This window comes from Microbacterium aurugineum (genome assembly GCF_023101205.1).
Taxonomy (GTDB): Bacteria; Actinomycetota; Actinomycetes; order Actinomycetales; family Microbacteriaceae; genus Microbacterium; species Microbacterium aurugineum.
This window is the reverse complement of record NZ_CP078078.1, coordinates 2,330,777-2,352,759: the sequence shown is the minus strand read 5'-3', so window position 1 is coordinate 2,352,759 and position 21,983 is coordinate 2,330,777. Positions and strand designations below refer to the sequence as shown.

18 protein-coding genes and 1 riboswitch are annotated in these 21,983 nt (G+C 69.4%); of the genes, 9 read left to right on the top strand and 9 right to left on the bottom strand.

What is annotated here, in order from left to right; all coding sequences use genetic code 11:
- The first annotated feature begins 13 nt into the window (after positions 1–13).
- The 7 genes from KV397_RS11395 to KV397_RS11365 are packed head-to-tail and all read left to right on the top strand — an operon-like array spanning position 14 to position 7,658.
- The gene (locus KV397_RS11395) at positions 14–955 is read left to right on the top strand and encodes a glycine betaine ABC transporter substrate-binding protein (RefSeq protein ID WP_131493437.1); all 942 of its coding nucleotides are present in this window, start codon (positions 14–16) and stop codon (positions 953–955) included.
- The gene (gene fae / locus KV397_RS11390; protein ID WP_131493438.1) at positions 955–1,491 is read left to right on the top strand and encodes a formaldehyde-activating enzyme; all 537 of its coding nucleotides are present in this window, start codon (positions 955–957) and stop codon (positions 1,489–1,491) included. The genes KV397_RS11395 and fae overlap by 1 nt, the downstream gene beginning before the upstream one ends.
- Positions 1,488–2,441, top strand: coding sequence for an NAD(P)-dependent oxidoreductase (locus KV397_RS11385; RefSeq protein WP_131493440.1), 954 nt, complete (start codon positions 1,488–1,490; stop codon positions 2,439–2,441). Before fae ends, KV397_RS11385 begins: the two co-directional genes overlap by 4 nt.
- Positions 2,438–3,910 carry an NAD-dependent succinate-semialdehyde dehydrogenase gene (locus KV397_RS11380; protein ID WP_131493442.1) on the top strand — a complete coding sequence of 491 codons (1,473 nt, stop codon included), beginning with the start codon at positions 2,438–2,440 and terminating at the stop codon, positions 3,908–3,910. The genes KV397_RS11385 and KV397_RS11380 overlap by 4 nt, the downstream gene beginning before the upstream one ends.
- A gap of 26 nt (positions 3,911–3,936) precedes the next feature.
- Positions 3,937–4,713, top strand: a complete 777-nt coding sequence (locus tag KV397_RS11375; RefSeq protein WP_131493444.1) for an SDR family oxidoreductase — start codon at positions 3,937–3,939, stop codon at positions 4,711–4,713.
- 39 nt (positions 4,714–4,752) lie between these two features.
- Positions 4,753–6,237, top strand: a complete 1,485-nt coding sequence (locus tag KV397_RS11370) for an FAD-binding oxidoreductase (protein WP_131493446.1) — start codon at positions 4,753–4,755, stop codon at positions 6,235–6,237.
- Entirely contained in the window at positions 6,234–7,658 is a 1,425-nt protein-coding gene (locus KV397_RS11365) for an FGGY family carbohydrate kinase (protein ID WP_248569613.1), read from the top strand. Before KV397_RS11370 ends, KV397_RS11365 begins: the two co-directional genes overlap by 4 nt.
- Here the strand turns inward: KV397_RS11365 and KV397_RS11360 are convergent.
- From KV397_RS11360 to KV397_RS11330, 7 genes are all read right to left on the bottom strand, one after another.
- Complete coding sequence (locus KV397_RS11360) at positions 7,645–7,998, bottom strand: hypothetical protein (protein WP_047523176.1); 354 nt, start codon at positions 7,996–7,998, stop codon at positions 7,645–7,647. The two genes, KV397_RS11365 and KV397_RS11360, sit on opposite strands and share 14 nt — an antisense overlap.
- Positions 7,999–8,173: 175 nt before the next feature.
- Positions 8,174–8,647, bottom strand: a complete 474-nt coding sequence (gene ribH / locus KV397_RS11355; RefSeq protein ID WP_134353270.1) for a 6,7-dimethyl-8-ribityllumazine synthase — start codon at positions 8,645–8,647, stop codon at positions 8,174–8,176.
- The gene (ribA, locus tag KV397_RS11350) at positions 8,644–9,912 is read right to left on the bottom strand and encodes a GTP cyclohydrolase II (RefSeq protein WP_153243784.1); all 1,269 of its coding nucleotides are present in this window, start codon (positions 9,910–9,912) and stop codon (positions 8,644–8,646) included. Before ribA ends, ribH begins: the two co-directional genes overlap by 4 nt.
- Positions 9,909–10,538: a riboflavin synthase gene (locus tag KV397_RS11345; RefSeq protein WP_131493452.1), complete on the bottom strand. Its 630-nt coding sequence runs from the start codon at positions 10,536–10,538 to the stop codon at positions 9,909–9,911. The genes ribA and KV397_RS11345 overlap by 4 nt, the downstream gene beginning before the upstream one ends.
- Entirely contained in the window at positions 10,538–11,581 is a 1,044-nt protein-coding gene (gene ribD / locus KV397_RS11340) for a bifunctional diaminohydroxyphosphoribosylaminopyrimidine deaminase/5-amino-6-(5-phosphoribosylamino)uracil reductase RibD (protein ID WP_261811300.1), read from the bottom strand. The genes KV397_RS11345 and ribD overlap by 1 nt, the downstream gene beginning before the upstream one ends.
- Before the next feature lie 62 nt (positions 11,582–11,643).
- Positions 11,644–11,788: riboswitch (FMN riboswitch) on the bottom strand.
- A 102-nt stretch (positions 11,789–11,890) separates the two neighbouring features.
- A complete protein-coding gene (locus tag KV397_RS11335) occupies positions 11,891–12,754 on the bottom strand; it encodes an Fpg/Nei family DNA glycosylase (RefSeq protein WP_261811299.1) in 864 nt (287 codons plus the stop codon).
- Between the two features lie 49 nt (positions 12,755–12,803).
- Complete coding sequence (locus KV397_RS11330; protein WP_131493457.1) at positions 12,804–13,367, bottom strand: GNAT family N-acetyltransferase; 564 nt, start codon at positions 13,365–13,367, stop codon at positions 12,804–12,806.
- Between the two features lie 76 nt (positions 13,368–13,443).
- Here KV397_RS11330 and mfd point away from each other — a divergent pair, with 76 nt between their 5' ends.
- Together mfd and KV397_RS11320 are read left to right on the top strand one after the other, a co-directional pair.
- Complete coding sequence (gene mfd, locus KV397_RS11325) at positions 13,444–17,019, top strand: transcription-repair coupling factor (RefSeq protein WP_261811298.1); 3,576 nt, start codon at positions 13,444–13,446, stop codon at positions 17,017–17,019.
- A 35-nt stretch (positions 17,020–17,054) separates the two neighbouring features.
- Positions 17,055–17,681 carry a gamma carbonic anhydrase family protein gene (locus tag KV397_RS11320; RefSeq protein WP_047523184.1) on the top strand — a complete coding sequence of 209 codons (627 nt, stop codon included), beginning with the start codon at positions 17,055–17,057 and terminating at the stop codon, positions 17,679–17,681.
- Between the two features lie 100 nt (positions 17,682–17,781).
- Here the strand turns inward: KV397_RS11320 and gdhA are convergent, their stop codons facing one another.
- A complete protein-coding gene (gene gdhA, locus KV397_RS11315; RefSeq protein WP_261811297.1) occupies positions 17,782–19,152 on the bottom strand; it encodes an NADP-specific glutamate dehydrogenase in 1,371 nt (456 codons plus the stop codon).
- A gap of 132 nt (positions 19,153–19,284) precedes the next feature.
- A complete protein-coding gene (locus KV397_RS11310) occupies positions 19,285–21,978 on the bottom strand; it encodes a phosphoenolpyruvate carboxylase (protein ID WP_261811296.1) in 2,694 nt (897 codons plus the stop codon).
- Positions 21,979–21,983: the final 5 nt, after the last annotated feature.

Here is a 21,983-nt window from a genome sequence, read left to right as displayed (position 1 = left end):
GAAAGGAACCGCAATGAAAACCCGCACCATCGCATCCGCTTCGTTCGCCGCACTCGCCGCCGGCGCCCTGCTCCTTACCGGCTGCACTTCCAGCTCCGGCGGTGGCTCCGGCGCCCAGGGCGACGAGCTCAACGGTCTCACCGGAGAGATCGGCTCCAAGGACTTCTCCGAGCAGTACATCCTCGCTTACATGACGGCCGAGTTGCTCAACGCACACGGCGCCGACGTCGAGGCCAACACCAAGCTGGTCGGATCCGCCAATGTGCGCCAGGCGCTCGAGAACGACCAGTTCCTCGGCTACTGGGAGTACACCGGCACCTCCTGGATCACCTACAACGGCAACACCGCGCCGGTGCAGGGCGCTGAGGCGCAGTTCGAGGCGGTCAAGGAGGCCGACGCCGTGAACGGCATCGCGTGGCTCGACCCCGCCCCGTTCAACAACACCTATGCCTTCGCGATCCGTCAGAGCGAGGCCGACGAGCTGGGTGTGAAGACTCTCAGTGATGTGGCGAAGCTCCCGAGCGCTGATCAGACGTTCTGTATCGAGAGCGAGTTCTCCACGCGGGACGACGGCTGGCCCGGTCTCAAGGCGGCCTACGGGTTCGACGCACCCGACGCCAACGTCACGATGCTGGACACCGGCGTCATCTACACCGCGACCCAGAAGGGCGATGACTGCAACTTCGGCGAGGTGTTCCAGACCGATGGTCGCATCCCGGCGCTCGATCTGGTGGTCATGGCCGATGACAAGGAGTTCTTCCCGAGCTACCAGGGCGGCTTCACGCTCAAGCAGAGCACGCTGGACGACTATCCGGCGATCGCCGATGTGCTGGCGAAGCTGAGCCCACTACTGACCACCGAGGTTATGCAGGAGCTCAACGCCAAGGCCGACGTCGACGGGGAGGACCCGGAAGACATCGCGATCGACTGGCTCGAAGATCAGGGGCTCATCTGATGGTCTCGACCCTTCAGCTCGGTGAGAGCTTCGTCGGGGACGGCGCGAACGCGGCGCACATCAACACGGTGCTCGGCCATCGTGAAGGCCCGGCGGGTACGGCGTGGGCCACGGCCCTCGCCGGCCCCAGCCAGGGGCACGTGCCCTTCGTGGCGGTGCTCCGCCCGTCCCTCCCGGTCAAGCCGATGACGCTGTTCGTCACCAAGGCCGCCCCGGCGAGCGAGGAGCACGGGCTCCTCATCTGGGGCCCTGCGCAGGCGGGTGTCGCGTCCGGCGTCGCGGATGCAGTCGCCGACGGCACGATCCCCCGTGAGGCCGCGGACACGCACGCGCTCATCGCGGCCGTGTGGGTGAATCCCGCGGCCGATGATGCCGAGGCCGTCTATCGGAACAATCGCGAGGCGATCCGCACCGCTCTCGCCAACGGTGCCGCCGGGCTGCCCGACCTCGACGAGGTCCTGGCCGTGCGGCACGAGCCCCGCAACCCCTTCTTCACCTCCGCCGCCCCCGTCTCGAAGGAAACGCACGACCTATGAGTTCCCCCACCCCTGTGCTCGACCCCGCACACACCGAGACCCGGCCCACCGTCGGGTTCATCGGCCTCGGCAACATGGGCTCCGGCATGACCCGAAACCTTCAGGCGGCCGGTTTCCCGCTCGTGGTCACCGACCTCCGGCGCGAGTCGGCGTCCGAGTTGCTCGCCGGCGGCGCTCGCTGGGCGGACACGCCTCGTGACGTCGCAGCGTCCAGCGACCTGGTGATCACGATGCTGCCAACGCCGAAACACGTCGAGGCCGTGGCCTCGGGGCCGGACGGACTGGTCGCCGGGCTTCCGGACGGCGGTACCTGGATCGACATGTCCACCTCGGTGCCAGACGTGCTCGACGGCGTTCGCGCGGCGACCACCGGGCGAGACCTGCACCTGCTCGACGCGCCCGTGAGCGGGATGTCGGTGGGGGCGGCGAACGGCATGCTGCAGATCTTCGTGGGTGGCGAGGCGGAGGACGTCGAGCGCTTGCGTCCCGTCTTCGAGGCGATGGGAGATCCCGAGCGGATCCTCCACGTGGGACGACACGGCGCCGGATACGCGGTGAAGCTCATGATCAATCAGTTGTGGTTCTCGCACCTGGTCGCGACCGCCGAGGTGCTGTCGGTCGGTGTCGCGGCAGGAGTCGATCTCGGCGTCCTGCGGGATGCGCTCATCGCGAGCCCGGCCAACAGCACGTTCGTCTCGCGTGACGTGCTGTCGATCCTCGACCACGGGGACTACGACGAGGGCTTCGCGATCGCCCTCGCCTGCAAGGACCTGGGACTCTCGGTCGACCTCGCCCGCTCTGTGGGCATGCCCGTGGAACTGTCCTCGCTCGTCGAGCAGATCTTCCGACGCGCCCGCGCGAGCTACGGGGACCGTGCGGGGGAGATGGCCCCGGTGCGCTTGTACGAGGAGCTCCTCGGCCGCGATCTGCGTCGGGAGGTGGCCGCATGACCGCCCTTCGCGAGACCGAGGTCATCGCCTCGGTGCCTACCTGTCTGCTGATCGGCGGGGAATGGCGCTCCGCCAGCTCCGGTCGCACCTTCGAGGTGCACGATCCGTCGACCGGCGAGGTGCTCGCCGAAGTCGCCGACGCGACAGCGGAGGACGGCATGGCAGCCCTCGATGCGGCGGTGGCGGCCCAAGCCGGCTGGGCGGATACGGCGCCGCGCGTCCGCGGTGAGATCCTGCGCCGCGCCTTCGAACTCGTGACCGCGCGCGCCGACGACTTCGCACTGGTCATGACACTCGAGATGGGTAAACCCCTCGCCGAGTCACGGGCCGAGGTGGCCTACGGCGCCGAGTTCCTGCGCTGGTTCTCGGAGGAGGCCCCGCGCATCTCCGGGCGATACGCGACCGCGCCGGACGGTCGAAACCGGCTTCTGGTCGCGAAGCGTCCGGTCGGACCGAGCCTGCTCATCACGCCCTGGAACTTCCCGCTCGCGATGGCAACGCGCAAGATCGCTCCCGCGCTCGCCGCCGGGTGCACCTCGGTGCTCAAGCCTGCGGCGCTCACGCCTCTCACCGCCCTGCTGTTCGCCGAAGTGCTGCGCGAGGCCGGAGTGCCCGATGGGGTCGTCAACGTCATCTCGACCAGCCGTGCCGGCGCGGTCACCGGGCCGCTCATCACCGATCCGCGCCTGCGTAAGCTGTCGTTCACGGGGTCGACCGACGTCGGTCGTCGCTTGATCGCCGATGCCGCGCACCAGGTGCTGCGGGTGTCGATGGAGCTCGGCGGCAACGCGCCGTTCCTCGTGTTCGAGGATGCCGATGTCGACGCTGCCGTCGAGGGTGCACTGCTCGCGAAACTGCGCAACGGCGGCGAGGCATGCGTCGCGGCGAATCGATTCCTCGTACATGAGAGTGTGGCCGACGCGTTCACCTCGCGCCTCGTCGATCGCATGGCCGGCTACGTGAACGCGCGAGGAACGGATCCGGATGCGATGCTCGGTCCCCTCGTCGACGAGTCGACCCGTGAAAAGGTCGCCGAGCTCGTCTCCGGCGCGGTCGAGGACGGCGCGCGAGTCGCACTGGGCGGCAGCGTCCCGTCGGGCCGCGGGTTTTTCTACCCGGCGACCGTGCTCGTCGACGTCCCGCAGGACGCACGCATCCTGCGGGAGGAGATCTTCGGACCGGTCGCACCGATCACGACCTTCCGCGACGAGAACGAGGCGGTGCGGCTGGCGAACGCGAGCGAGTACGGACTGGTGTGCTTCGCCTACACACGCGACCTGAACCGAGCGCTCCGCCTCGCCGAACGGCTCGAAACCGGCATGTTCGGCCTCAACACCGGACTCGTCTCGAATCCGGCTGCGCCGTTCGGCGGTGTCAAGCAGTCGGGTATCGGGCGCGAGGGCGGTTTCGAAGGGATCGATGAGTACCTCGAGACGACCTATATCGGCATCTCCGACCCCTTCGCCTGAACGACGCACTTCCTGAAGGAGCCCCTGTGCACATCACTGATTTCTCCCTCGATCACTTCTCCCTGCGGGGCAAGCGTGCGATCGTCACGGGAGGCAACACCGGCCTCGGCCAGGCGTTCACGCTCGCGCTCGCCGAGGCGGGAGCCGACGTCTTCGTCCCGACGCTGTTCGACGACGGCGGCGAGACCGCTGCGCTCCTCGCGCGGACCGCTGCCGGCTATCGTGAGCAGCGCGTCGACATCACCGAGGAGGGCGCGCCGGCACGAGTTCTCGATGCCTGCGTCGACGCGCTCGGCGGTGTCGATATCCTGGTCAACTCCGCCGGAATCAGCCGTATCGCCGACGTCACCGAGTTCGGACGCGAACTGTGGGATCCGATGGTCGCCGTCAACCTCACGGCCGCTTTCGAGATGTCGCACGAGACGGCGAAGCTCATGATCCCGCAGGGCTCGGGCAAGATCATCAACATCGCCTCGCTTTTCGCCTTCCTCGGCGGTCTGGGCTCTCCGGCCTACGCGGCGACCAAGCACGGCATCGCCGGTCTGACCAAGGCCTACGCCGACGAGCTCGGAAGCCACGGCATCCAGGTCAATGCGATCGCTCCCGGCTACTTCAACACACCGATCACCGAGGAGTCCCGCTCCGACCCCGCGGCAAACCAGCGCATCGTCGATCACACACCCGCGGGGAGGTGGGGGGACGTCGCCGACCTGATGGGCGCGACCGTCTTCCTCGCCAGCCGCGCTTCCGACTTCGTCAACGGGCACGTGCTGTCCGTCGACGGCGGCTACCTGGTCCGCTGACCGCGGCACCCGACCCCCACAACGAACAGGACACATTCCATGGTTGCTTCACGATCGGCGCTCTCTCGTGAGGAGATCGTCACCCGGCTGCAGGATATCCTCGGCTCGGACCAGGTCGAGACCGACGCTCAGGCGCTACGCGAGGCGAGCGTCGACCGATTCAAGAAGTACACGTCGGCGCACGGGATCTTCGACGGGCCGATTCCCACGGCGATCGCCTACGCGCGCTCGACCGCGGACGTGGCGGCGATCCTTGCGTTCGCGCAGGAGAACCTCATCAACATCGTCCCGCGGACGGGACGCACCGCGACAGAGGGCGGCCTGGAGACGATCGTGGAGGATTCGATCGTCCTCGACGGCTCGCGGATGGACGCCATTCTCGAGATCGATCCCGTCGACATGATGGTCACCGCGCAATGTGGCGTACCGCTGCAGGTGCTCGAGGACACGCTGCGGGCACAGGGTCTCACCACCGGGCACTCGCCGCAGTCCAAGCCGCTCGCGCAGATGGGCGGGCTGGTCGCCACGCGGTCGATCGGCCAGTTCTCCACGCTGTACGGCGGGATCGAGGACATGGTGGTGGGGCTCGAGGCGGTGCTTCCCGGCGGCGAGGTCGTGCGGGTCAAGAATGTGCCGCGCCGGGCTGCCGGGCCCGACATCCGCCACATCGTGATCGGCAACGAGGGCGCCCTCTGCATGATCACCGAGGTTACGGTGAAGGTCTTCCGGTACCAGCCGGAGAACAATCGTTTCCTCGGATATCTCGTCGATTCGCTCCCGGCGGGTGTCGCCGGTCTGCGGCAGATCATCGTCGCCGGCTACCGTCCGTCGGTGGCGCGGGCATACTCCGAAGAGGATGCCGCGCAGCACTTCTCGCACTTCGCGGACGGCCGGGCTGTCGTGGTGGTGGTGGCGGAGGGGCCACGGGGCATCGCGGACGCGACTGCGGCAGGTGTCGAGGAGATCTTCGCTGACATCCCGCATGAGCCGGTCGACCCCGCGCTGGTCGAGGCGTGGTTCGAGAACCTCAACTGGGGACAGGACAAGATCGACGCCGAGAAGCGCGAGATGCTCGAGAAGGCGCACCTCGGCTACACGACCGAGGTGTCGATCGACTGGTCGGGCGTGGAGCAGCTCTTCGATTCCGTGATGCGGCGCGCACGCACGGAGTTCCCGCGCGCGGCGGATCTCACGATGCTCGGCGCGCACTCGTCGCACAGTTACCAGACGGGTACGAATCTCTACTTCGTGTACGACTACGACATCGCGTGCGAGCCGCGCGAGGAGATCACGGAGTACCATCAGCCGCTCAACGCGATCGTGGTCGAAGAGGCCCTGCGTCTGGGCGGGTCCATGGTGCATCACCACGGTATCGGCAAGTATCGGACGCCGTGGACCCATGAGGAGCACGGCAGCGCCTATTCGTTGCTGCGGACACTGAAGGACGGCCTGGATCCGCATGGGATCATGAACCGGGGGACCATCTACCCGCTGGACGATGGTGACACGGGGCCGCGGACGTGAGCACGCCAGCGACGGGCTATGTCATTGCGATCGACAACGGCTCCCAGAGTACCAAGGTGTTGATCGTGGACGGTCTGGGCGTCGTGCACGCGAGTGCCCGCGTCGGGCTGCGGCCGTATGCGTCGCCGGCGCCGGGCCGCTGGGAGCATCCGGACGACGACCTCTGGGACTCGATCGTCGCTGCCGTCCGCGGGGCGATGGCGGAGTTCGGGGGAGACACTACCGAGATCCACGGCATCGGGCTGTGCACGATCCGGTTCTGCCGGGCCGTGCTGCGCGCTGACGGCTCCCTCGCTCAGCCGATCATGAGCTGGATGGATGAGCGGCTCCCGCGCGCCTACGAGCGCGAGGTCGACGATGCGGTCTATGTCACGACGTCCTCGGGCTACCTCGCGCACCGTCTCACCGGAGAGCGGCGGGACGCCGCCGGTAACGTGCAGGGAGTCTGGCCGATCGACACGGCGCGCTGGCAGTGGAGCGAAGATGCCGAGGACTACGCCCGCACGGGCATGGCGCCGTCGATGCTGTTCGAGTTGGCCGCGCCGGGTGAGGTCCTGGGGACTCTGACGGAGTCCGCTGCGGAGATCATCGGACTCCCGGCGGGGATCCCGGTCATCGCGACCGCGAACGACAAGGCCGTGGAGGCCCTCGGCGCCGGTCTGCGCGACGAGGGCGACGTGCTGCTCTCGCTCGGCACTTATGTCGCCACCATGATCCCGGGGGATCGCCCGCTACCGCCGCATCCCGATGTCTGGACGAATTTCGCGTCGGAGCCGGGGCGTTACCTCTACGAGAGCGGCGGTGTGCGTCGGGGAATGTGGACCGTCAGCTGGTTCCGTGATCTCCTGTCGGACGCCGGTGCCGCGACGACTGAAGACGAGCTGAATCGCGGTGCCGAGAGTGTGCCTGTCGGCGCCGGGGGGCTCGTCGCCGCGCTCGACTGGCTCGCACCTGCCGAGGAGCCCTGGCGGCGGGGCGCGCTGGTCGGTTTCGACGGCACTCAGGGACGGTTCCACATATATCGGGCGATCCTCGAGGCTCTCGCGATCGAGACCGAGGCAGCGGATTCGCGTGCAGGACGGGCGCTGGGCCGGCGGCGACGGCGTCTGCTGGTCACGGGCGGTGGAAGCGGATCAATGCTCATGCTGCGCATCCTCGCTGCGGTGTACGGGGTGCCCGTTCGCGTACCTCTCGTGCAGGACGCGGCGGGGATCGGGGCTGCGATCTGCGCTGCGGTCGGCACGGGGATGCACCCGACATGGGAAGCCGCCGTGACCTCGATGGTCGCGGTGGGGACGGAGGTGGGGGTCGATGCCGAGGCGGCGACCGCGTACGGCGACGTGCGGCGGAGGTACGAGCAGCTGCTGCCGCGCGTACGACGACTGTTCGCCGACGAGGAGGAGCCGGTCAGCGCCAGATGACGGCGAGACCCGCGTTCAGGAGCGCCAGGATGCCGATCAGCCAGAACACGGCGGGCGGCACGGCGGCGCCGCGCTTCTGACGGGCGGAGCCGATGCCGAGCAGGGCACCGATGATCAGCAGCACGACCAGCTTGACGCCGATCTTGACGTAGTTGAGCTCGTACTCGATACCCCACGGTGCGGCGAGAGCGAGACCCGCGACACCGGCGATGGCGAGGCCGTAGTCCATGATCTTCGTGATCTGGCGCTTGCCCCCGAACGCCTGCGCCGCCCAGGCGCCGAAGAGCACGGCGAATCCGATGAGGTGGACGAACAGCACGATGTGGCGGAGGGTCTCCATGCACTCACCGTACGAGTGCGGCGCCCTTCTGCGCTAGCAAGGGCAGGCTGACCTCAGGCACGGGCTATCGACGTGCGCCTGTGTTCACCTGTCGGGAGACTGCACGTATGCCGGGCGGAAACGTCGGTCTCGCCCCTTCGTCCGGTCATTCTCCCGACAGGTGCACGCGCCCGCCTCAGCCGCGCAGCTCCCGGGTCACGAGGGCGGTGCGCAGGGCAGCGTCCGCAGCTTCGGCGCCCTTGTCCTCCTTCGAGCCTTCGAGGCCCGCGCGGTCGAGTCCCTGCTGCTCGTCGTCGAGGGTCAGCACACCGAACCCGACCGGCTTGCCGGCATCGAGCGCGACCCGGGTGAGGCCGTCGGTGGTCGCCGCCGACACGTACTCGAAGTGAGGGGTCCCGCCGCGGATGATGACGCCCAGCGCGACGACCGCATCCGCACCACCGGCGAAGGCCGCCTGCGCAGCGATCGCGAGCTCGAAGGATCCGGGCACGCGTACCAGTCGGTGCGTGGCCTGCGCTGCCGACAGCACACGCTCGGCTCCGGCGATCAGGCCGTTCGAGATCGTCTCGTGCCAGGTGCCGGCCACGATCACGACATTCAGTCCCCGCCCGTCGATGTTGCCGGTCTCGGGTGCTCCTGCGCCGCTCATTTCTCGTCCTCTCCCTTGGCGAGAGCTTCTGCGAGCTCTGCTTCGCCGATGATGTGACCCATCCGGTCACGCTTGGTCTCCAGGTACTGGTGGTTGTTGGGTCCGACGCCGACGATCAGCGGTACCTGCTCGACGACGTCGAGGCCGAGTTCGCGCAGCTGTGCGACCTTGTCGGTGTTGTTCGTCAGGAGGCGCACCTTCGAGACACCCAGGTCGGCGAGGATCCCGGCCGCTGCCGCGTAGTCACGGGCGTCGGCGGGCAGACCCAGCGCGAGGTTGGCGTCGACCGTGTCGAGCCCCTCTTCCTGCAGGCTGTACGCGCGCAGCTTGTTGATGAGCCCGATCCCGCGCCCCTCGTGCCCGCGCATGTAGATGACGACGCCGCTCTCCTTCTCGATCGCGTCCAGGGCGGAGTCGAGCTGCGGACCGCACTCGCACTTCAGCGACCCGAACGCTTCACCCGTCAGGCATTCGGAGTGCACCCGCACGAGCGCCGTCTCGCCGGGCTCACCGGAGACGACGGCGATGTGATCGGTGCCGGTGATGCGGTCCTTGTACGCCAGGAATCGGAAGCTGCCGTGGGTCGTCGGCACCGTGGCGTCGGCGCGCAGGCTCACGCGACGACCGCGGTGCGCGCTCGGCGTCGCGCCGTCGGGGTCGATCTCGTTGAGGTGGTCGATGAGCTGTTCGATCGTGATGACCGGCACCCCGTCGCGGGCGCCGAGTTCGATCAGGCCCGGAAGGCGCATCATGCTGCCGTCCTCCGCGACGACCTCAGCGATCGCTCCGACGGGGCGGAGACCGGCCAGCTTCATCAGCTCGACAGCGGCCTCGGTGTGCCCGCTGCGCTCGCGCACGCCGCCGTCCACGGCGCGGAGCGGCAGGACGTGTCCGGGGCGGATGATGCTGGTCGACGTCGACTCCGGATCCGACAGCACGTTCAGGGTGTGTGCGCGATCATGCGCGCTGATGCCGGTCGTGACGCCCTGGGCGGCGTCGACGCTCACGGTGTATGCGGTGGAGCGGGCGTCTTCGCTGGCGGCGACCATCGGCGGCAGGTTCAGGTGATCGGCGAGGTCGGCGGGCATCGGGGCGCAGATGAATCCGGACGACCAGCGCACGGTCCACGCCACCCACTCGGGGGTCGCGAGCTCTGCCGAGAGGATGACATCGCCTTCGTTCTCACGGTTCTCGTCGTCGGCGACGAGGACGGGTCGCCCGGCGCGCAGTGCGGCCAGGGCCTCGGCGATCGTGGAAAGGCTCATCGTGAGCCTCCTTCCGGTGCGGCGCGGAACGCGAGCAAGCGCTCGACGTGCCGGGCGAGGATGTCGGTCTCCAGGTTCACGCGGTCCCCGACGGCGCGGACGCCGAGGGTCGTCGCGGCCAGGGTCTCCGGGATCAGCGAGATCTCGAACCACGGGGAGGGGGCGGCAGGGGCGCTGACGGCGCTCACGGTCAACGAGGTGCCGTCGACCGAGATCGACCCCTTGTCGACGACCAGCGGCGCGAGGTCGGCGGGGAGGCTGATGCGCAGCACGCTCCACTCGACCCCCGGGCGCACCTCGAGCACGTCGCCGGTGCCGTCGACATGGCCCTGGACGATGTGACCGCCGAGCCGGGCGCCGACGGGCATGGCCTTCTCGATGTTCACCCGGGTGCCGACCGTCGCCGACCCGATGGCCGAGACGTCGAGCGTCTGCTTCATCACGTCGGCGTCGAAGGTGTCCGCTGTCGAGCCGACCACGGTCAGGCAGACTCCCGAGACGGCGATCGACTCGCCGTGCACGGCATCCGCGGCGGCTCGGGGCGCGCGCACGGTCAGGCGCCAGCCGTCTCCGGACGGGGCGATCGCGGTGATCTCGCCCATCTCCTCGATGATTCCGGTGAACATCAGGCGGCTCCTTCGTGCTGCGGGTCGGTCTCTTCCACGGGGTGTGCGATCGCGAGGAGGTCGCCCCCGAGGGGCACCCACTCGTCGATGGTGAGGCGCCGGGCCTCGGTGAGGGAACCGACCCCGATGTCGGTCAGCGCGAGTCGCCGGCCGCCGAGCAGCACGGGCGCGACGTACGCGAGGATGCGGTCGGCGAACCCGGCCGCGAGGAAAGCGCTGGCGAGGGTCGGGCCCCCTTCGACGAACAGGCTCTGCACACCACGGGAATGCAGATCGGCCAGGATCGCGTGCAGATCATGGGTGTCGAAGAACAGCGGCGTGTGGGGATGCCGACGCACTGCGGCATCGTCCGGAGTGACCCGCGCGCCGATGACCACCGGGATCGGCTGGTGGGGCAGCAGGGCGTCGCCGTCGCGGGCGGTGAGGGAGGGGTCGTCGGCGAGCACGGTGCCGGTGCCGACCGCGATGGCGTCGGCCTCTGCACGGCGTCGGTGCACGTCGGCGCGCGCCTCCGGGCCCGTGATCCACATGCTCGAACCGTCGTCCGCAGCGGCGCGCCCGTCCAGACTCTGCGCCCACTTGACCGTGACGTGCGGGCGTCCGAGCCGCTGCGCGGTGAGCCACCCGTCGATCACGGCGTGCGCGGCCTCGGCCTGTTCTCCCGACTCGACGTCGACCCCGGACGCACGCAGCCGATCGGCCCCGCCACCGGAGACGGCGCCCGGGTCGTCGAGTGCGTAGACGACGCGGGCGATGCCGGCCTCGATCAGCGCGACGGCGCACGGACCCGTGCGGCCGGTGTGGTTGCAGGGTTCCAGGGTGACGACGGCCGTGGCGCCGCGGGCCTCGAGCGGGTCGAGCTTCGAGAGCGCGTCGACCTCGGCGTGCGGGGTGCCGGCGCCCTGGTGCCACCCCTCGGCGAGCACCCTGCCTTCGGGGGAGAGGATGACCGCGCCCACCTGCGGGTTCGCCCCTCGTGGTCCGCGGGCGGCGAGGTGGAGCGCGCGAACCATCGCGTCGCGCTCTGCCGCGTTCACTGCCATCCGTCGTCCTCCTCTGAGGCTCCGGGGGTCGGAGGGATGGCGGAACGGACGCACGGATGCGTCTCGTGCTGCCTCCCTTCCGGACTAGCGAAGTCTCCCTCGCATCACCGTCGGTCCCGGAGTTCCACCGGATCGGCATCCCGATCTCTCGAGACGCTCGCGGACTGTCACCGCCGGTTCGGATTCTCACCGACCCCGGAGCACGTTGTTGCTCTGAGTGTACTCAACGCGCCTGCACGCATTTCATTCCACGACAGGGACCTTGTCATTCCACGACAGGGACCTTGCGCCCGCCGCTCGCCACCGCCGTCACTTGAGCAGCCGCGAGAGCCGCCGGTCGGCGAGCACTTTGCCGCCGGTCTGGCAGGTGGGGCAGTACTCGAGCGAACGGTCGGCGAAGAAGACGCTGCGCACCGTGTCGCCGCATACCGGGCAGGCCTCTCCGCGGCGGGCGTGCACCTGCATCCCGCGGCGCTTGGCGTCTTTCAGATCGGCCGGCGGCTTGCCGGAGGCTTCGGCGATCGCTTCCGTCAGCGTCTCGCGCAGGGCGGCGAACAAGCGGTCGATCTCGGCATCGTCCAGCTTTCCGGCGATCGCATACGGCGACATGCGCGCGGCGTGCAGGATCTCGTCGGAGTACGCGTTGCCGATGCCCGCGATCACCGCTTGGTCGCGCAGCAGCCCCTTGATCTGCATCCGACGCTCATCCAGCAACGCCGCGAACGCCTCTCTGGTGAACGCGGGGTCGAGAGGGTCGGGCCCGAGCCGCGCGATGCCGGGGACCTCCTGCGGGTCGCGGACCACGGAGACGGCGAGCGACTTCTTCGTCCCGGCCTCCGTGAGATCGAAGCCGCTGCCGTCGTCGAGTGCGATGCGCAGCGCGATGGGGGACTTGCCCGGCTTGAGGAGCGTGGTCGGCAGCGCGTCGTACCACCGGAGCCACCCCGCCTTCGCGAGGTGGAACACGAGGTGCAGGTCGTCGCCGCACGAGAGCACCACGAATTTGCCGAGCCGAGCGCAGGCCGTGATCGTGCGTCCCTGCAGCGCAGTGATCGGTGGGTCGTAGGTCTTGAGCGCGGCGATGGCGGCGACGGTCGCCCGCGTGATCGTCCGCCCCACGGCGCGCTCGTCGAGGAAGGTGGTCAGGCCCTGGACTTCCGGCATCTCCGGCATGCGTTCATCCTGTCACCGGCCGCCGACACTGTCACCCGGCGGGCGGCCCTCAGAGCACCGGCCAGTCCACCGGGGTGCGGTCGTCGTCGGGCAGCAGCCCCGCGATCCACCCGTCGTCACGGCCGCGCTGGCTGGTCAGCGCCTGGCGCTGCAGACCTTCGTAGCGGAAGCCGAGAGCGCGCGCGGCCCGTGCGGAAGGGACGTTCCCCACCACGGCCTGCCACCGGATGCGGGCGAGGCCGAGATCGGTGAACCCCCAGTCGATCACGGCATGGGCCGCTTCGACGAGGTAGCCCTTGCCGCGCGCGGAGGCCTCGACCCAGTAGCCGAGTTCGGCCGTCGCGCCCGTGAAGTGGTCGGTCCTGTTGTGGAGACCGATCATGCCCACGAGCCCGCCGTCCGCGTAGACGCCCCACACGGCCTCTGTTCCCGCGTTCCAGTGCTCGGTCACCAGGCGCACGAAGCCCTCCGCATCCTCGCGCGAGTACGGGCTCGGCACCGTGGTCCAGCGGGGGAGTTCGGGGTCCTGGCACGCGTCGGTGATGGCATCGACGTCGGCATCCGTCGGAGCATGAAGGACGAGACGTTCGGTGGTCAGCACGACGGATTCCATCCCGACAGCCTACGCAGGTGAGCGCTCGTCGTCGGACGGCGGCGGGAGTGTCCGTGGGCGCGACTAGTCTTGTCCGGTGACTGTTCCGGGGATTCTGCGCGCCTTGGAAGAGGCGTCTCTGTACCGTGACGCCCTCAGCTGGGCGCGCACCGACGCCGACCTCGGCCTGGTCGACGGGCTCGACGCGCCGACTCTGGCCGGTTTGCTGGCTCGACGGACCGCGGCGGGACATCCGGCCGCTCTTCTCGCGGTCGTGCCCACCGGTCGCCGGGCGGAGAGTCTGGCGCTGGCGATGCACGCCTACATGCCCGATGCCGACATCCTCACCTTCCCCGCGTGGGAGACGCTGCCGCACGAGCGCCTCAGCCCGAGCCCCGACACCGTCGGTCAGCGGCTGCAGACGCTGCGTCGGATCGCGGAGTGGTCGGGCGACCACCCGTTGATCGTGGTCGCGTCCGTCCGCGCCGCGCTGCAGCCGATCGCAGGGAACCTCGGCGAGATCGCGCCGCTCGAGCTCCTGGTCGGCAGTCGGGGCCACGAACTCGACCGCGTGGTGGAGCAGCTCGTCGAGCGGGCGTACTCGCGCGTCGACATGGTGTCGCGGCGCGGAGAGTTCGCGGTGCGCGGGGGCATCCTCGACGTGTTCCCGCCCACGTCCGAGCATCCCTACCGCGTGGAGTTCTTCGGCGACGAGATCGATCAGATCCGGGCCTTCTCGGTGGCCGACCAGCGTTCGCTTCCGGGCGATGTCCCGAGCGTCGACCTTCCTCCGACCCGTGAACTGCTGCTCACAGCCGACGTCCGCGAACGCGCCCGCGCGCTGATCGGCGGTTTCCCCGCGATCTCCGGCATGCTCGAGAAGATGGCCGAGGGGATCCCGGTCGAGGGGATGGAGTCGCTGCTCCCCGCCGTCGCCGGACCCTTGAAGTCGTTGGCCGAGTACCTGCCGGCCGGGAGCGCGACGGCGGTCATCGATCCCGAGCGCGCGAGCGCACGTGCCATCACCCTGGGCGACACGAACCGCGAGTTCCTCGACGCCGCCTGGAGCGCGGCCACCTCCGGCGCTTCCGCGCCCATCGATCTGGGGGCCGGGGATTTCCTGACGATCGCCGAGCTCCGGGAGGTCGTGCGCGACCGCGGCGGCGTGTGGTGGCGGCTCAGCCCGTTCGGCGCCGGCCTCGGCGAGGGCGAGGTGGAGGCGACCAACCTCGGCGCCGCCGTCATCCCCTCCTTCCACGGCAACGTCGACGGGGCCATCTCCTTCGTCGAGGCGAAGGTGACCGACGGATGGCGCGTGGTCGTGATCGCCGCCGGTCACGGACTGGTCGATCGTGCACGCGACGTCCTCGCAGACCGGGGCCTGGCCGCCCGCGTGCTCGAGACGCTCGACGAGGCGCCGGAGCCCGGTGTCGCGACACTCGTCACAGGTTCGGTCGAAGCGGGCTTCCAGATCGAGGAGGCGAAGCTCGCGGTCCTCACCGACAACGAGTTCTACGGCCGCACGATCGGCGGCGACCAGCGCGTCGTCAAGAAGCTCGCCTCCCGCCGCAAGAACGTCGTCGATCCGCTCCAGCTCAAGCAGGGCGACTTCGTCGTGCACGCCACGCACGGCATCGGCCGGTTCGTCGAGATGACGCAGCGGGAGGTGTCGACCGGGGGACGCAATGCCGCCAAGTCGGTCCGCGACTACCTCGTGCTCGAGTACGCACCGTCCAAACGCGGCTACCCGGGCGACAAGCTCTTCGTGCCGACCGACCAGCTCGACCTGCTCTCGAAGTACGTCGGCGGCGAAGCGCCCACGCTCTCGAAGATGGGCGGAAGCGACTGGTCGCAGGCCAAGGGCAAGGCGCGCAAGGCGGTCCGCGACATCGCCGTCGAGCTCGTGAAGCTCTACTCCGCGCGCATGAGCGCCAAGGGACACGCCTTCGGTCCGGACACGCCGTGGCAGCGCGAGCTGGAGGAGGCGTTCCCGTTCGCCGAGACCCAGGACCAGCTGCAGACCATCGACGAGATCAAGGCCGACATGGAGCGGCCGATCCCGATGGACCGGCTGCTCTCGGGGGACGTCGGATTCGGCAAGACCGAGGTCGCCGTCCGTGCCGCCTTCAAGGCGATCCAGGACGGCAAGCAGGTCGCGATGCTCGTGCCCACCACCCTTCTCGTGAAGCAGCACCTCGAGACCTTCACCGAGCGCTTCGCCGGATTCCCGGTCAAGGTGCGGCCGTTGTCGCGCTTCCAGACCGACAAGGAAGCCCGGCTCACCCTCCAGGGGCTGTTGGAGGGCTCGGTCGACATGGTGATCGGCACCCACCGCATCCTCACCGATCAGGTGATGTTCAAGGATCTCGGCCTCATGATCATCGACGAGGAGCAGCGGTTCGGGGTCGAGCACAAGGACGCGCTCAAGAAGATGAAGACCAACGTCGACATCCTCGCCATGAGTGCCACTCCCATCCCGCGCACGCTCGAGATGGCGGTCACGGGCATCCGGGAGATGTCGACGCTGGCGACTCCGCCCGAGGACCGTCATCCGATCCTCTCGTTCGTCGGTCCCCGCAGCGACAAGCAGATGGCCGCCGCGATCCGACGTGAGATCCTGCGCGAGGGGCAGATCTTCTTCGTGCACAACCGCGTGCAGTCCATCCAGCGCGTGGCGAGCGAGCTCGCCGAACTCGTGCCGGAGGCCCGCATCGCCGTCGCCCACGGACAGATGGGCGAGCACCAGCTCGAACAGGTCGTCGACGACTTCTGGGAGCGCAAGTTCGACGTCCTCGTCTCGACGACCATCATCGAGACCGGCCTCGACATCGCCAACGCGAACACGATCATCATCGACCGCGCCGACAAGTACGGGCTCAGCCAGCTGCACCAGCTTCGAGGTCGTGTCGGACGAGGGCGCGAGCGCGCGTACGCGTACTTCCTCTACGACGAGACCAAGCCGCTCTCCGAGACCGCGGCAGACCGTCTGCAGACGATCGCGGTCAACAACGACCTCGGCTCCGGCATGCAGGTCGCGCTGAAAGACCTCGAACTGCGTGGGGCGGGCAACCTCCTCGGTGCCGAGCAGGCCGGACACATCGCCGGCGTCGGATTCGACCTGTACCTGCGCATGATCGGCGAGGCCGTGGCGACCTTCCGCGGCGACGAGGTCGAGACCGGACAGGAGCTGCGACTGGAGTTGCCGCTCGATGCGCGCATCCCCGAGTACTACATCGACAGCGAGCGTCTGCGACTCGAGGCCTATCAGAAGCTCTCGGCGGCCTCGGCGGCGACGGCGAAGGACGAGGCCATCGACCTCGTGATCGAGGAGCTCGTCGACCGCTACGGCACACCGCCGGAAGAGGTGGAGGGCCTGGTCGCGGTCTCGCGTCTGCGGCGCCGTGCCGCCCGCGCCGGGCTCACGGATGTGGTCGTGATGGGGTCGAACCTGCGCATCGCGCCCGCACGCCTCGAAGACTCGATCAAGGTGCGGTTGCAGCGACTGTATCCGAAGGCGAAGCTCGTGGCCGGGGGAGAGGCGCTGGTCGTGCCGATGCCCATGGTTCCCGCAGCGGTCGGCGTCGGTCTCGAGCCGCTGCCCGATGCACAGCTGCTCGAGTGGGTCGGACAGCTGTTCACCGCGATCTTCCCCGAGCCGGTCGCGGCCGAGTAGCGCGCGGCGACCGGCGGCGGTACTAGTCTGGCCGCATGTTGTACGAGCACCTCGGGGCTCGGCCCCGCATCCATGACACCGCCGTCATCGCCCCCACCGCCGTCGTCTCGGGCGACGTGGAGATCGGGCCGGGCTGCCAGGTGCTGCACGGCGCCGTGATCACGGCCGAAGGAGGAGCGATCACTCTCGGCGAGCACGTGATCGTGATGGAGAATGCGCTCATCCGGGCGACCGCCGCGAACGCGGTGCACATCGGCGCGCACACCCTGATCGGCACACTGTCGAGCATCGCGGGCGCGACCGTGGGTGAGGAGACGTTCCTCGCCTCGGGGTCGCGTCTGTTCAACGGTTCCCTGGTGGGGGCGCGCTGCGAGGTACGCGTCAACGCGATCGTCCTCCGTCGCGCCGTCCTGCCCGAAGGCACGGTGGTCCCGATCGGCTGGGTGGCGGTCGGTGATCCGGTGCAGCTCTTCTCGCCGGACCGTGAGGACGACATCGCGGCCGCCCAGCCCGACCTCGACTTCCCCGGGCACGTCTTCGGCGTCGACCGGGACACCCCCGACCTGATGGTGCAGCTCACCGAGCGCTACGGCAGCTCCCTCGCGCGGCATGCGCAGGACGTGCATCTCGACGACGCACACCGCCGCCCCCACCGCTCCTGACCGCCGGCGCGGTCCCTCACGAGCCCTTCCCGTCGCGATATGTCAGCCGAAATCAGCCGAAACGGTGACTTATCGCGACCGGAACGGAGGGTGCGAGGGATCAGATGACGCCCTGGGCGAGCATCGCTGCGGCGACGCGCTCGAATCCCGCGATGTTGGCACCGGCCACGTAGTCACCCGCGACACCGTGACGCTCCGCGGCGTCGAACGCGGCATCGTGGATGTCCGCCATGATCTCGCGCAGCTTGTTCTCGCTGTCCCCGAAGCTCCAGCGCTGGCGCGACGCGTTCTGGCTCATCTCGAGGGCCGAGGTCGCGACACCGCCCGCGTTGGCGGCCTTTCCGGGGGCGAACAGCACGCCCGCCTTCTGGAACGCGTCGACGGCATCCGGCACACACGGCATGTTCGCGCCCTCCGACACCACGCGCACGCCGTTGGCGATCAGCGCTTCGGCGTCGGACAGGCTGACCTCGTTCTGCGTGGCCGAGGGCACCGCGATGTCGACCGGGACCTCCCAGACGCTGCTGCCCTCGATGAAGCGTGCGCTCGGGCGACGGTTGGCGTACTCGACGATGCGGGCGCGCTCGACCTCCTTGAGCTGACGGAGCAGGTCGACGTCGATGCCGGCGTCGTCGACGACGTAGCCGGAGGAGTCGGAGGCGGTCACCGGGGTCGCGCCGAGCTGCGTGGCCTTCTGGATCGCGTAGATCGCGACGTTGCCGGAGCCCGAGATGCCCACGCGCTTGCCGGCGAGGGAGTCGTCGTGCACAGCGAGCATCTCCTGGGCGAAGAACACCGCGCCGTATCCGGTCGCCTCTGTGCGCACCTCCGCGCCGCCCCACCCGGTGCCCTTGCCGGTGAACATGCCCGACTCGTGGCGGTTGGTGATCTTGCGGTACTGGCCGAACAGGTAGCCGATCTCGCGGCCGCCCACCCCGATGTCGCCGGCGGGGACGTCGGTGTGCTCTCCGAGGTGACGGTAGAGCTCGTTCATGAACGACTGACAGAAGCGCATGACCTCGGCGTCGGACTTGCCGTGCGGGTCGAAGTCGGATCCGCCCTTGCCGCCGCCGATGCCCTGACCGGTGAGCGCGTTCTTGAAGATCTGCTCGAACCCGAGGAACTTGATGATCGACAGGTCGACCGAGGGGTGGAAGCGCAGCCCACCCTTGTACGGGCCGAGCACCGAGGAGAACTGCACGCGGTAGCCCCGGTTGACCTGCAGCTTTCCGGAGTCGTCGACCCACGGCACGCGGAACAGGATCTGACGCTCGGGCTCGACGAGCCGTTCCAGGATGCCGCCCTCGACGTATTCCGGGTGCTGCTCCAGGACCGGCGCGATCGAGTGCAGCACTTCGTGGACGGCCTGCTGGAACTCCGGCTCATGCGGGCTGCGGGCGAGCACCGTGTCGAAGACGGGCTGCACGGCGGGGGCGAGCGGGTGGAAGTCGACGGGAGTCGTAGCGGTCACGCGGAAGGGGCTTTCTGGTGGGGGATGGTGGTGCAGGCGATCGTGTCGCGTGAGGCTTCGCCGGATCCGGCGCGAGATTTCACTCTAGCGGCGGTCCATCGTGGGCGACGCACGCGGCAGGCGGGGCGCCGGTCACCCGGTGTTCTGCAGGCCGGCGGCGACTCCACTCACCGAGAGCAGGAGCAGCCGCTGCTGTTCGGCGTCGGCTCCCGAGCCCGTCGGCTCCTCGTCCGCGGAGCGCAGCGCGCGCAGTGCACGCAACTGCAGGAGCGAGAGCGCATCCACGTAGGGGCTGCGCAGCTGCACGGCGCGTTGCAGGACCGGCTTGTTCTCCAGGAGGCTGTCGCCGCCGGTGAGCCGGATCACCCAGCGCCGCGTGGTCGCCAGCTCATCGAGGACGAGCTGAGCGAGGTCGTCCCGGTCGCCGAGGGCGAGATACTCCCGGGCGATGCGCTCATCCGTCTTGGCCAGGCTCATCGCCACGTTGTCGATCATCGTGTGCAGCAGCGGCCACTCGCGGTACGCCTCGGCAAGGAGCTCCTCATCGCCGACGGCGTCCAGTGCGGTGCCGAGCCCGAACCAGCCCGCGAGGTTGATGCGCGCCTGCGTCCACGCGAACACCCACGGGATCGCCCGCAGATCTTCCAGCGACTCGACCGAGAGTCCTCGGCGTGCGGGGCGGGACCCGAGTGCGAGCAGGCCGATCTCCTCGAGCGGCGTCACGGTGGCGAACCACGGGGCGAAGCCGTCCGCCTTCACGAGTGAGAAGAAGCGCTCCCGCGAGGCGGCGTCCATGATCGCGGCGATCTCGGCGTAGCGCTCGGCGGCGCGGCTGGTGCGCGCTTCCTCCGTGGGGGAGGACGCCAGCAACGTCGCGGCGGCGACCTGGTCGATGTGCCGCATCGCGATGGCGGGCTCGCCGTAGCGCGCGAAGATGACCTCGCCCTGCTCGGTGAGCTTGAACCGACCGTCCACCGAGTGCGGCGGCTGCGCGAGGATGGCGGAGTTCGCAGGCCCTCCACCGCGGCCGAGGGCGCCGCCGCGACCGTGGAAGAGCGTCAGGACGATGCCGGACTCCTGCGCCCAGCGGGCGATCTTCTCCTGCGCCTCGTACAGGGCCAGGTTCGCGGCGACCGGACCGACGTCCTTGGACGAGTCCGAGTAGCCGAGCATGACTTCGAGGCGGTTGCCCGTGGCGGCCATGCGTTCGCGGAACTCCGGGAACGTCACGGCTTCGGCGAGGATGCCCGGCGCGGCCTGCAGATCGGCGAACGTCTCGAACAGCGGGACCACGTCGAGCACCGGGGCGTCGTCGCCCAGGGCGTACCGCGCGAGGCGATGCACGTTGGCGAGATCAGAGGCGGCCTGGGTGAACGAGACGACGTAGCGCCCCGCGGCCCGCACACCGCGATCGCGCTGGATGTCCGCGATCGCGCGGAAGACCTCCAGCACCTCCTCGGTCTGGGCGCTGAGAGCCTCGCCGGCGTCCAGCTCGGCCAGCGCCTTGGCGTGCACCTGCGAGTGCTGACGCACCTCGAGCTCGGTCAGGTGGAAACCGTAGGTCTCCACCTGCCAGATCAGGTGCTGCACGCCGCCGAATGCGTGACGCTTCGCGCCGGCATCCGCGAGCGACGACTGCACGGCCCGCAGATCGGCGAGAAGCTCTTCGGGGCGGGCGTAGGCCCGTGCACCATCGCCCTGACGGGTGGCGGCGATGCGGCGCGCCATCACCAGCAGCACGCGACGGTGGGGCTCGTCCGGCGAGCGGGTCGCGAGTTCCGCGGCCAGCTCGGGGTCTCCGGCCGCGAAGCGGTCCCACAGTGCCGTGACGTCGGCGCTCGGCGGGGTGTCGTCCGCCGAGAGCGTGAGTGCACGACCGATCCGCTCGAGCGCGCGCTCGAGGCCGCGCAGCACATGGTCGGCGGCGATCTGCGAGGCTTCGCGGGTCACGGAGGCGGTGACGAACGGGTTGCCGTCCCGATCGCCGCCCACCCACGAGCCGATCCGCACGAACGCGGGCACGACCGGGGCGCTGGCGCCGGATTCCTCGCCGCGCAGGGCGTCATCGATGCGGCGATAGACGTGCGGCACGGTCGTGAACAGCGTCTCGTCGAACACGCCCATCACGGTGCGGACCTCGTCGGTCGGGGACGGCTTCTGCGACCGCAGGGGAGCCGTGCGCCAGAGCGTGTCGATCTCCTCCAGCATACGTCGGCGAGCACGGTGCTCCTCCGAGCCGCCCTCGCTCGCTGCGTCGTGCTGCGTGAGGAGTTCGGACAGGCGACGGATGCTCGACGAGACCGCGCGGCGGCGGGCCTCGGTCGGATGCGCGGTGAAGACCGGGTGGAAGCGGAGGCCTTCGAGGCGGCGGCGCGCCTCGTCGTCGCCGACCTCGGTCCGCAGTCGCGCGTATGCGGTCGCGACGGTGTCGGCGGCATCCTCGCGTCCTGGCTGCCCTGCGCGCTCGCGCAGCACGCGCACGCGTTGGTGCTCCTCGGCGAGGTTCACCAGGTGGAAGTAGCAGGTGAACGCGCGCGCGACCTCGTCGGCGCGGGCGACCGTGAACGACTCGGCGATCGCCGCGGCGCGTTCGAATGCGTCGGGGGTCTCCTGGTCGTAGGCCTGGATCGTGGCGAGCCGGAGGCGTTCGACGTCTTCGAAGAGTCCGTCGCCGCCGGCTTCGCGCAGTACCTGCCCGAGCAGCTGCCCGAGCATCCTGACGTCGGTGCGCATGGCATCGGGGATGCCGCGGCCGGCTTCGAAACGGCCGATCACGCGGATCGCCTCGGTGTTCGTGGGTTCGGAGAAGGAGTGTGCGGGGGTCACACTTC

Excerpts from the sequence above, each read along its gene's own strand:
- KV397_RS11330 (WP_131493457.1), bottom strand. The coding sequence starts at position 13,367 with ATGGAATCCGTCGTGCTGACCACCGAACGTCTCGTCCTTCATGCTCCG.
- fae (WP_131493438.1), top strand. The coding sequence starts at position 955 with ATGGTCTCGACCCTTCAGCTCGGTGAGAGCTTCGTCGGGGACGGCGCG.
- KV397_RS11345 (WP_131493452.1), bottom strand. The coding sequence starts at position 10,538 with ATGTTCACCGGAATCATCGAGGAGATGGGCGAGATCACCGCGATCGCC.
- KV397_RS11385 (WP_131493440.1), top strand. The coding sequence starts at position 1,488 with ATGAGTTCCCCCACCCCTGTGCTCGACCCCGCACACACCGAGACCCGG.
- ribA (WP_153243784.1), bottom strand. The coding sequence starts at position 9,912 with ATGAGCCTTTCCACGATCGCCGAGGCCCTGGCCGCACTGCGCGCCGGG.
- KV397_RS11360 (WP_047523176.1), bottom strand. The coding sequence starts at position 7,998 with ATGGAGACCCTCCGCCACATCGTGCTGTTCGTCCACCTCATCGGATTC.
- KV397_RS11380 (WP_131493442.1), top strand. The coding sequence starts at position 2,438 with ATGACCGCCCTTCGCGAGACCGAGGTCATCGCCTCGGTGCCTACCTGT.
- KV397_RS11370 (WP_131493446.1), top strand. The coding sequence starts at position 4,753 with ATGGTTGCTTCACGATCGGCGCTCTCTCGTGAGGAGATCGTCACCCGG.
- KV397_RS11320 (WP_047523184.1), top strand. The coding sequence starts at position 17,055 with ATGTTGTACGAGCACCTCGGGGCTCGGCCCCGCATCCATGACACCGCC.
- KV397_RS11395 (WP_131493437.1), top strand. The coding sequence starts at position 14 with ATGAAAACCCGCACCATCGCATCCGCTTCGTTCGCCGCACTCGCCGCC.
- KV397_RS11335 (WP_261811299.1), bottom strand. The coding sequence starts at position 12,754 with ATGCCGGAGATGCCGGAAGTCCAGGGCCTGACCACCTTCCTCGACGAG.
- ribH (WP_134353270.1), bottom strand. The coding sequence starts at position 8,647 with ATGAGCGGCGCAGGAGCACCCGAGACCGGCAACATCGACGGGCGGGGA.
- ribD (WP_261811300.1), bottom strand. The coding sequence starts at position 11,581 with ATGGCAGTGAACGCGGCAGAGCGCGACGCGATGGTTCGCGCGCTCCAC.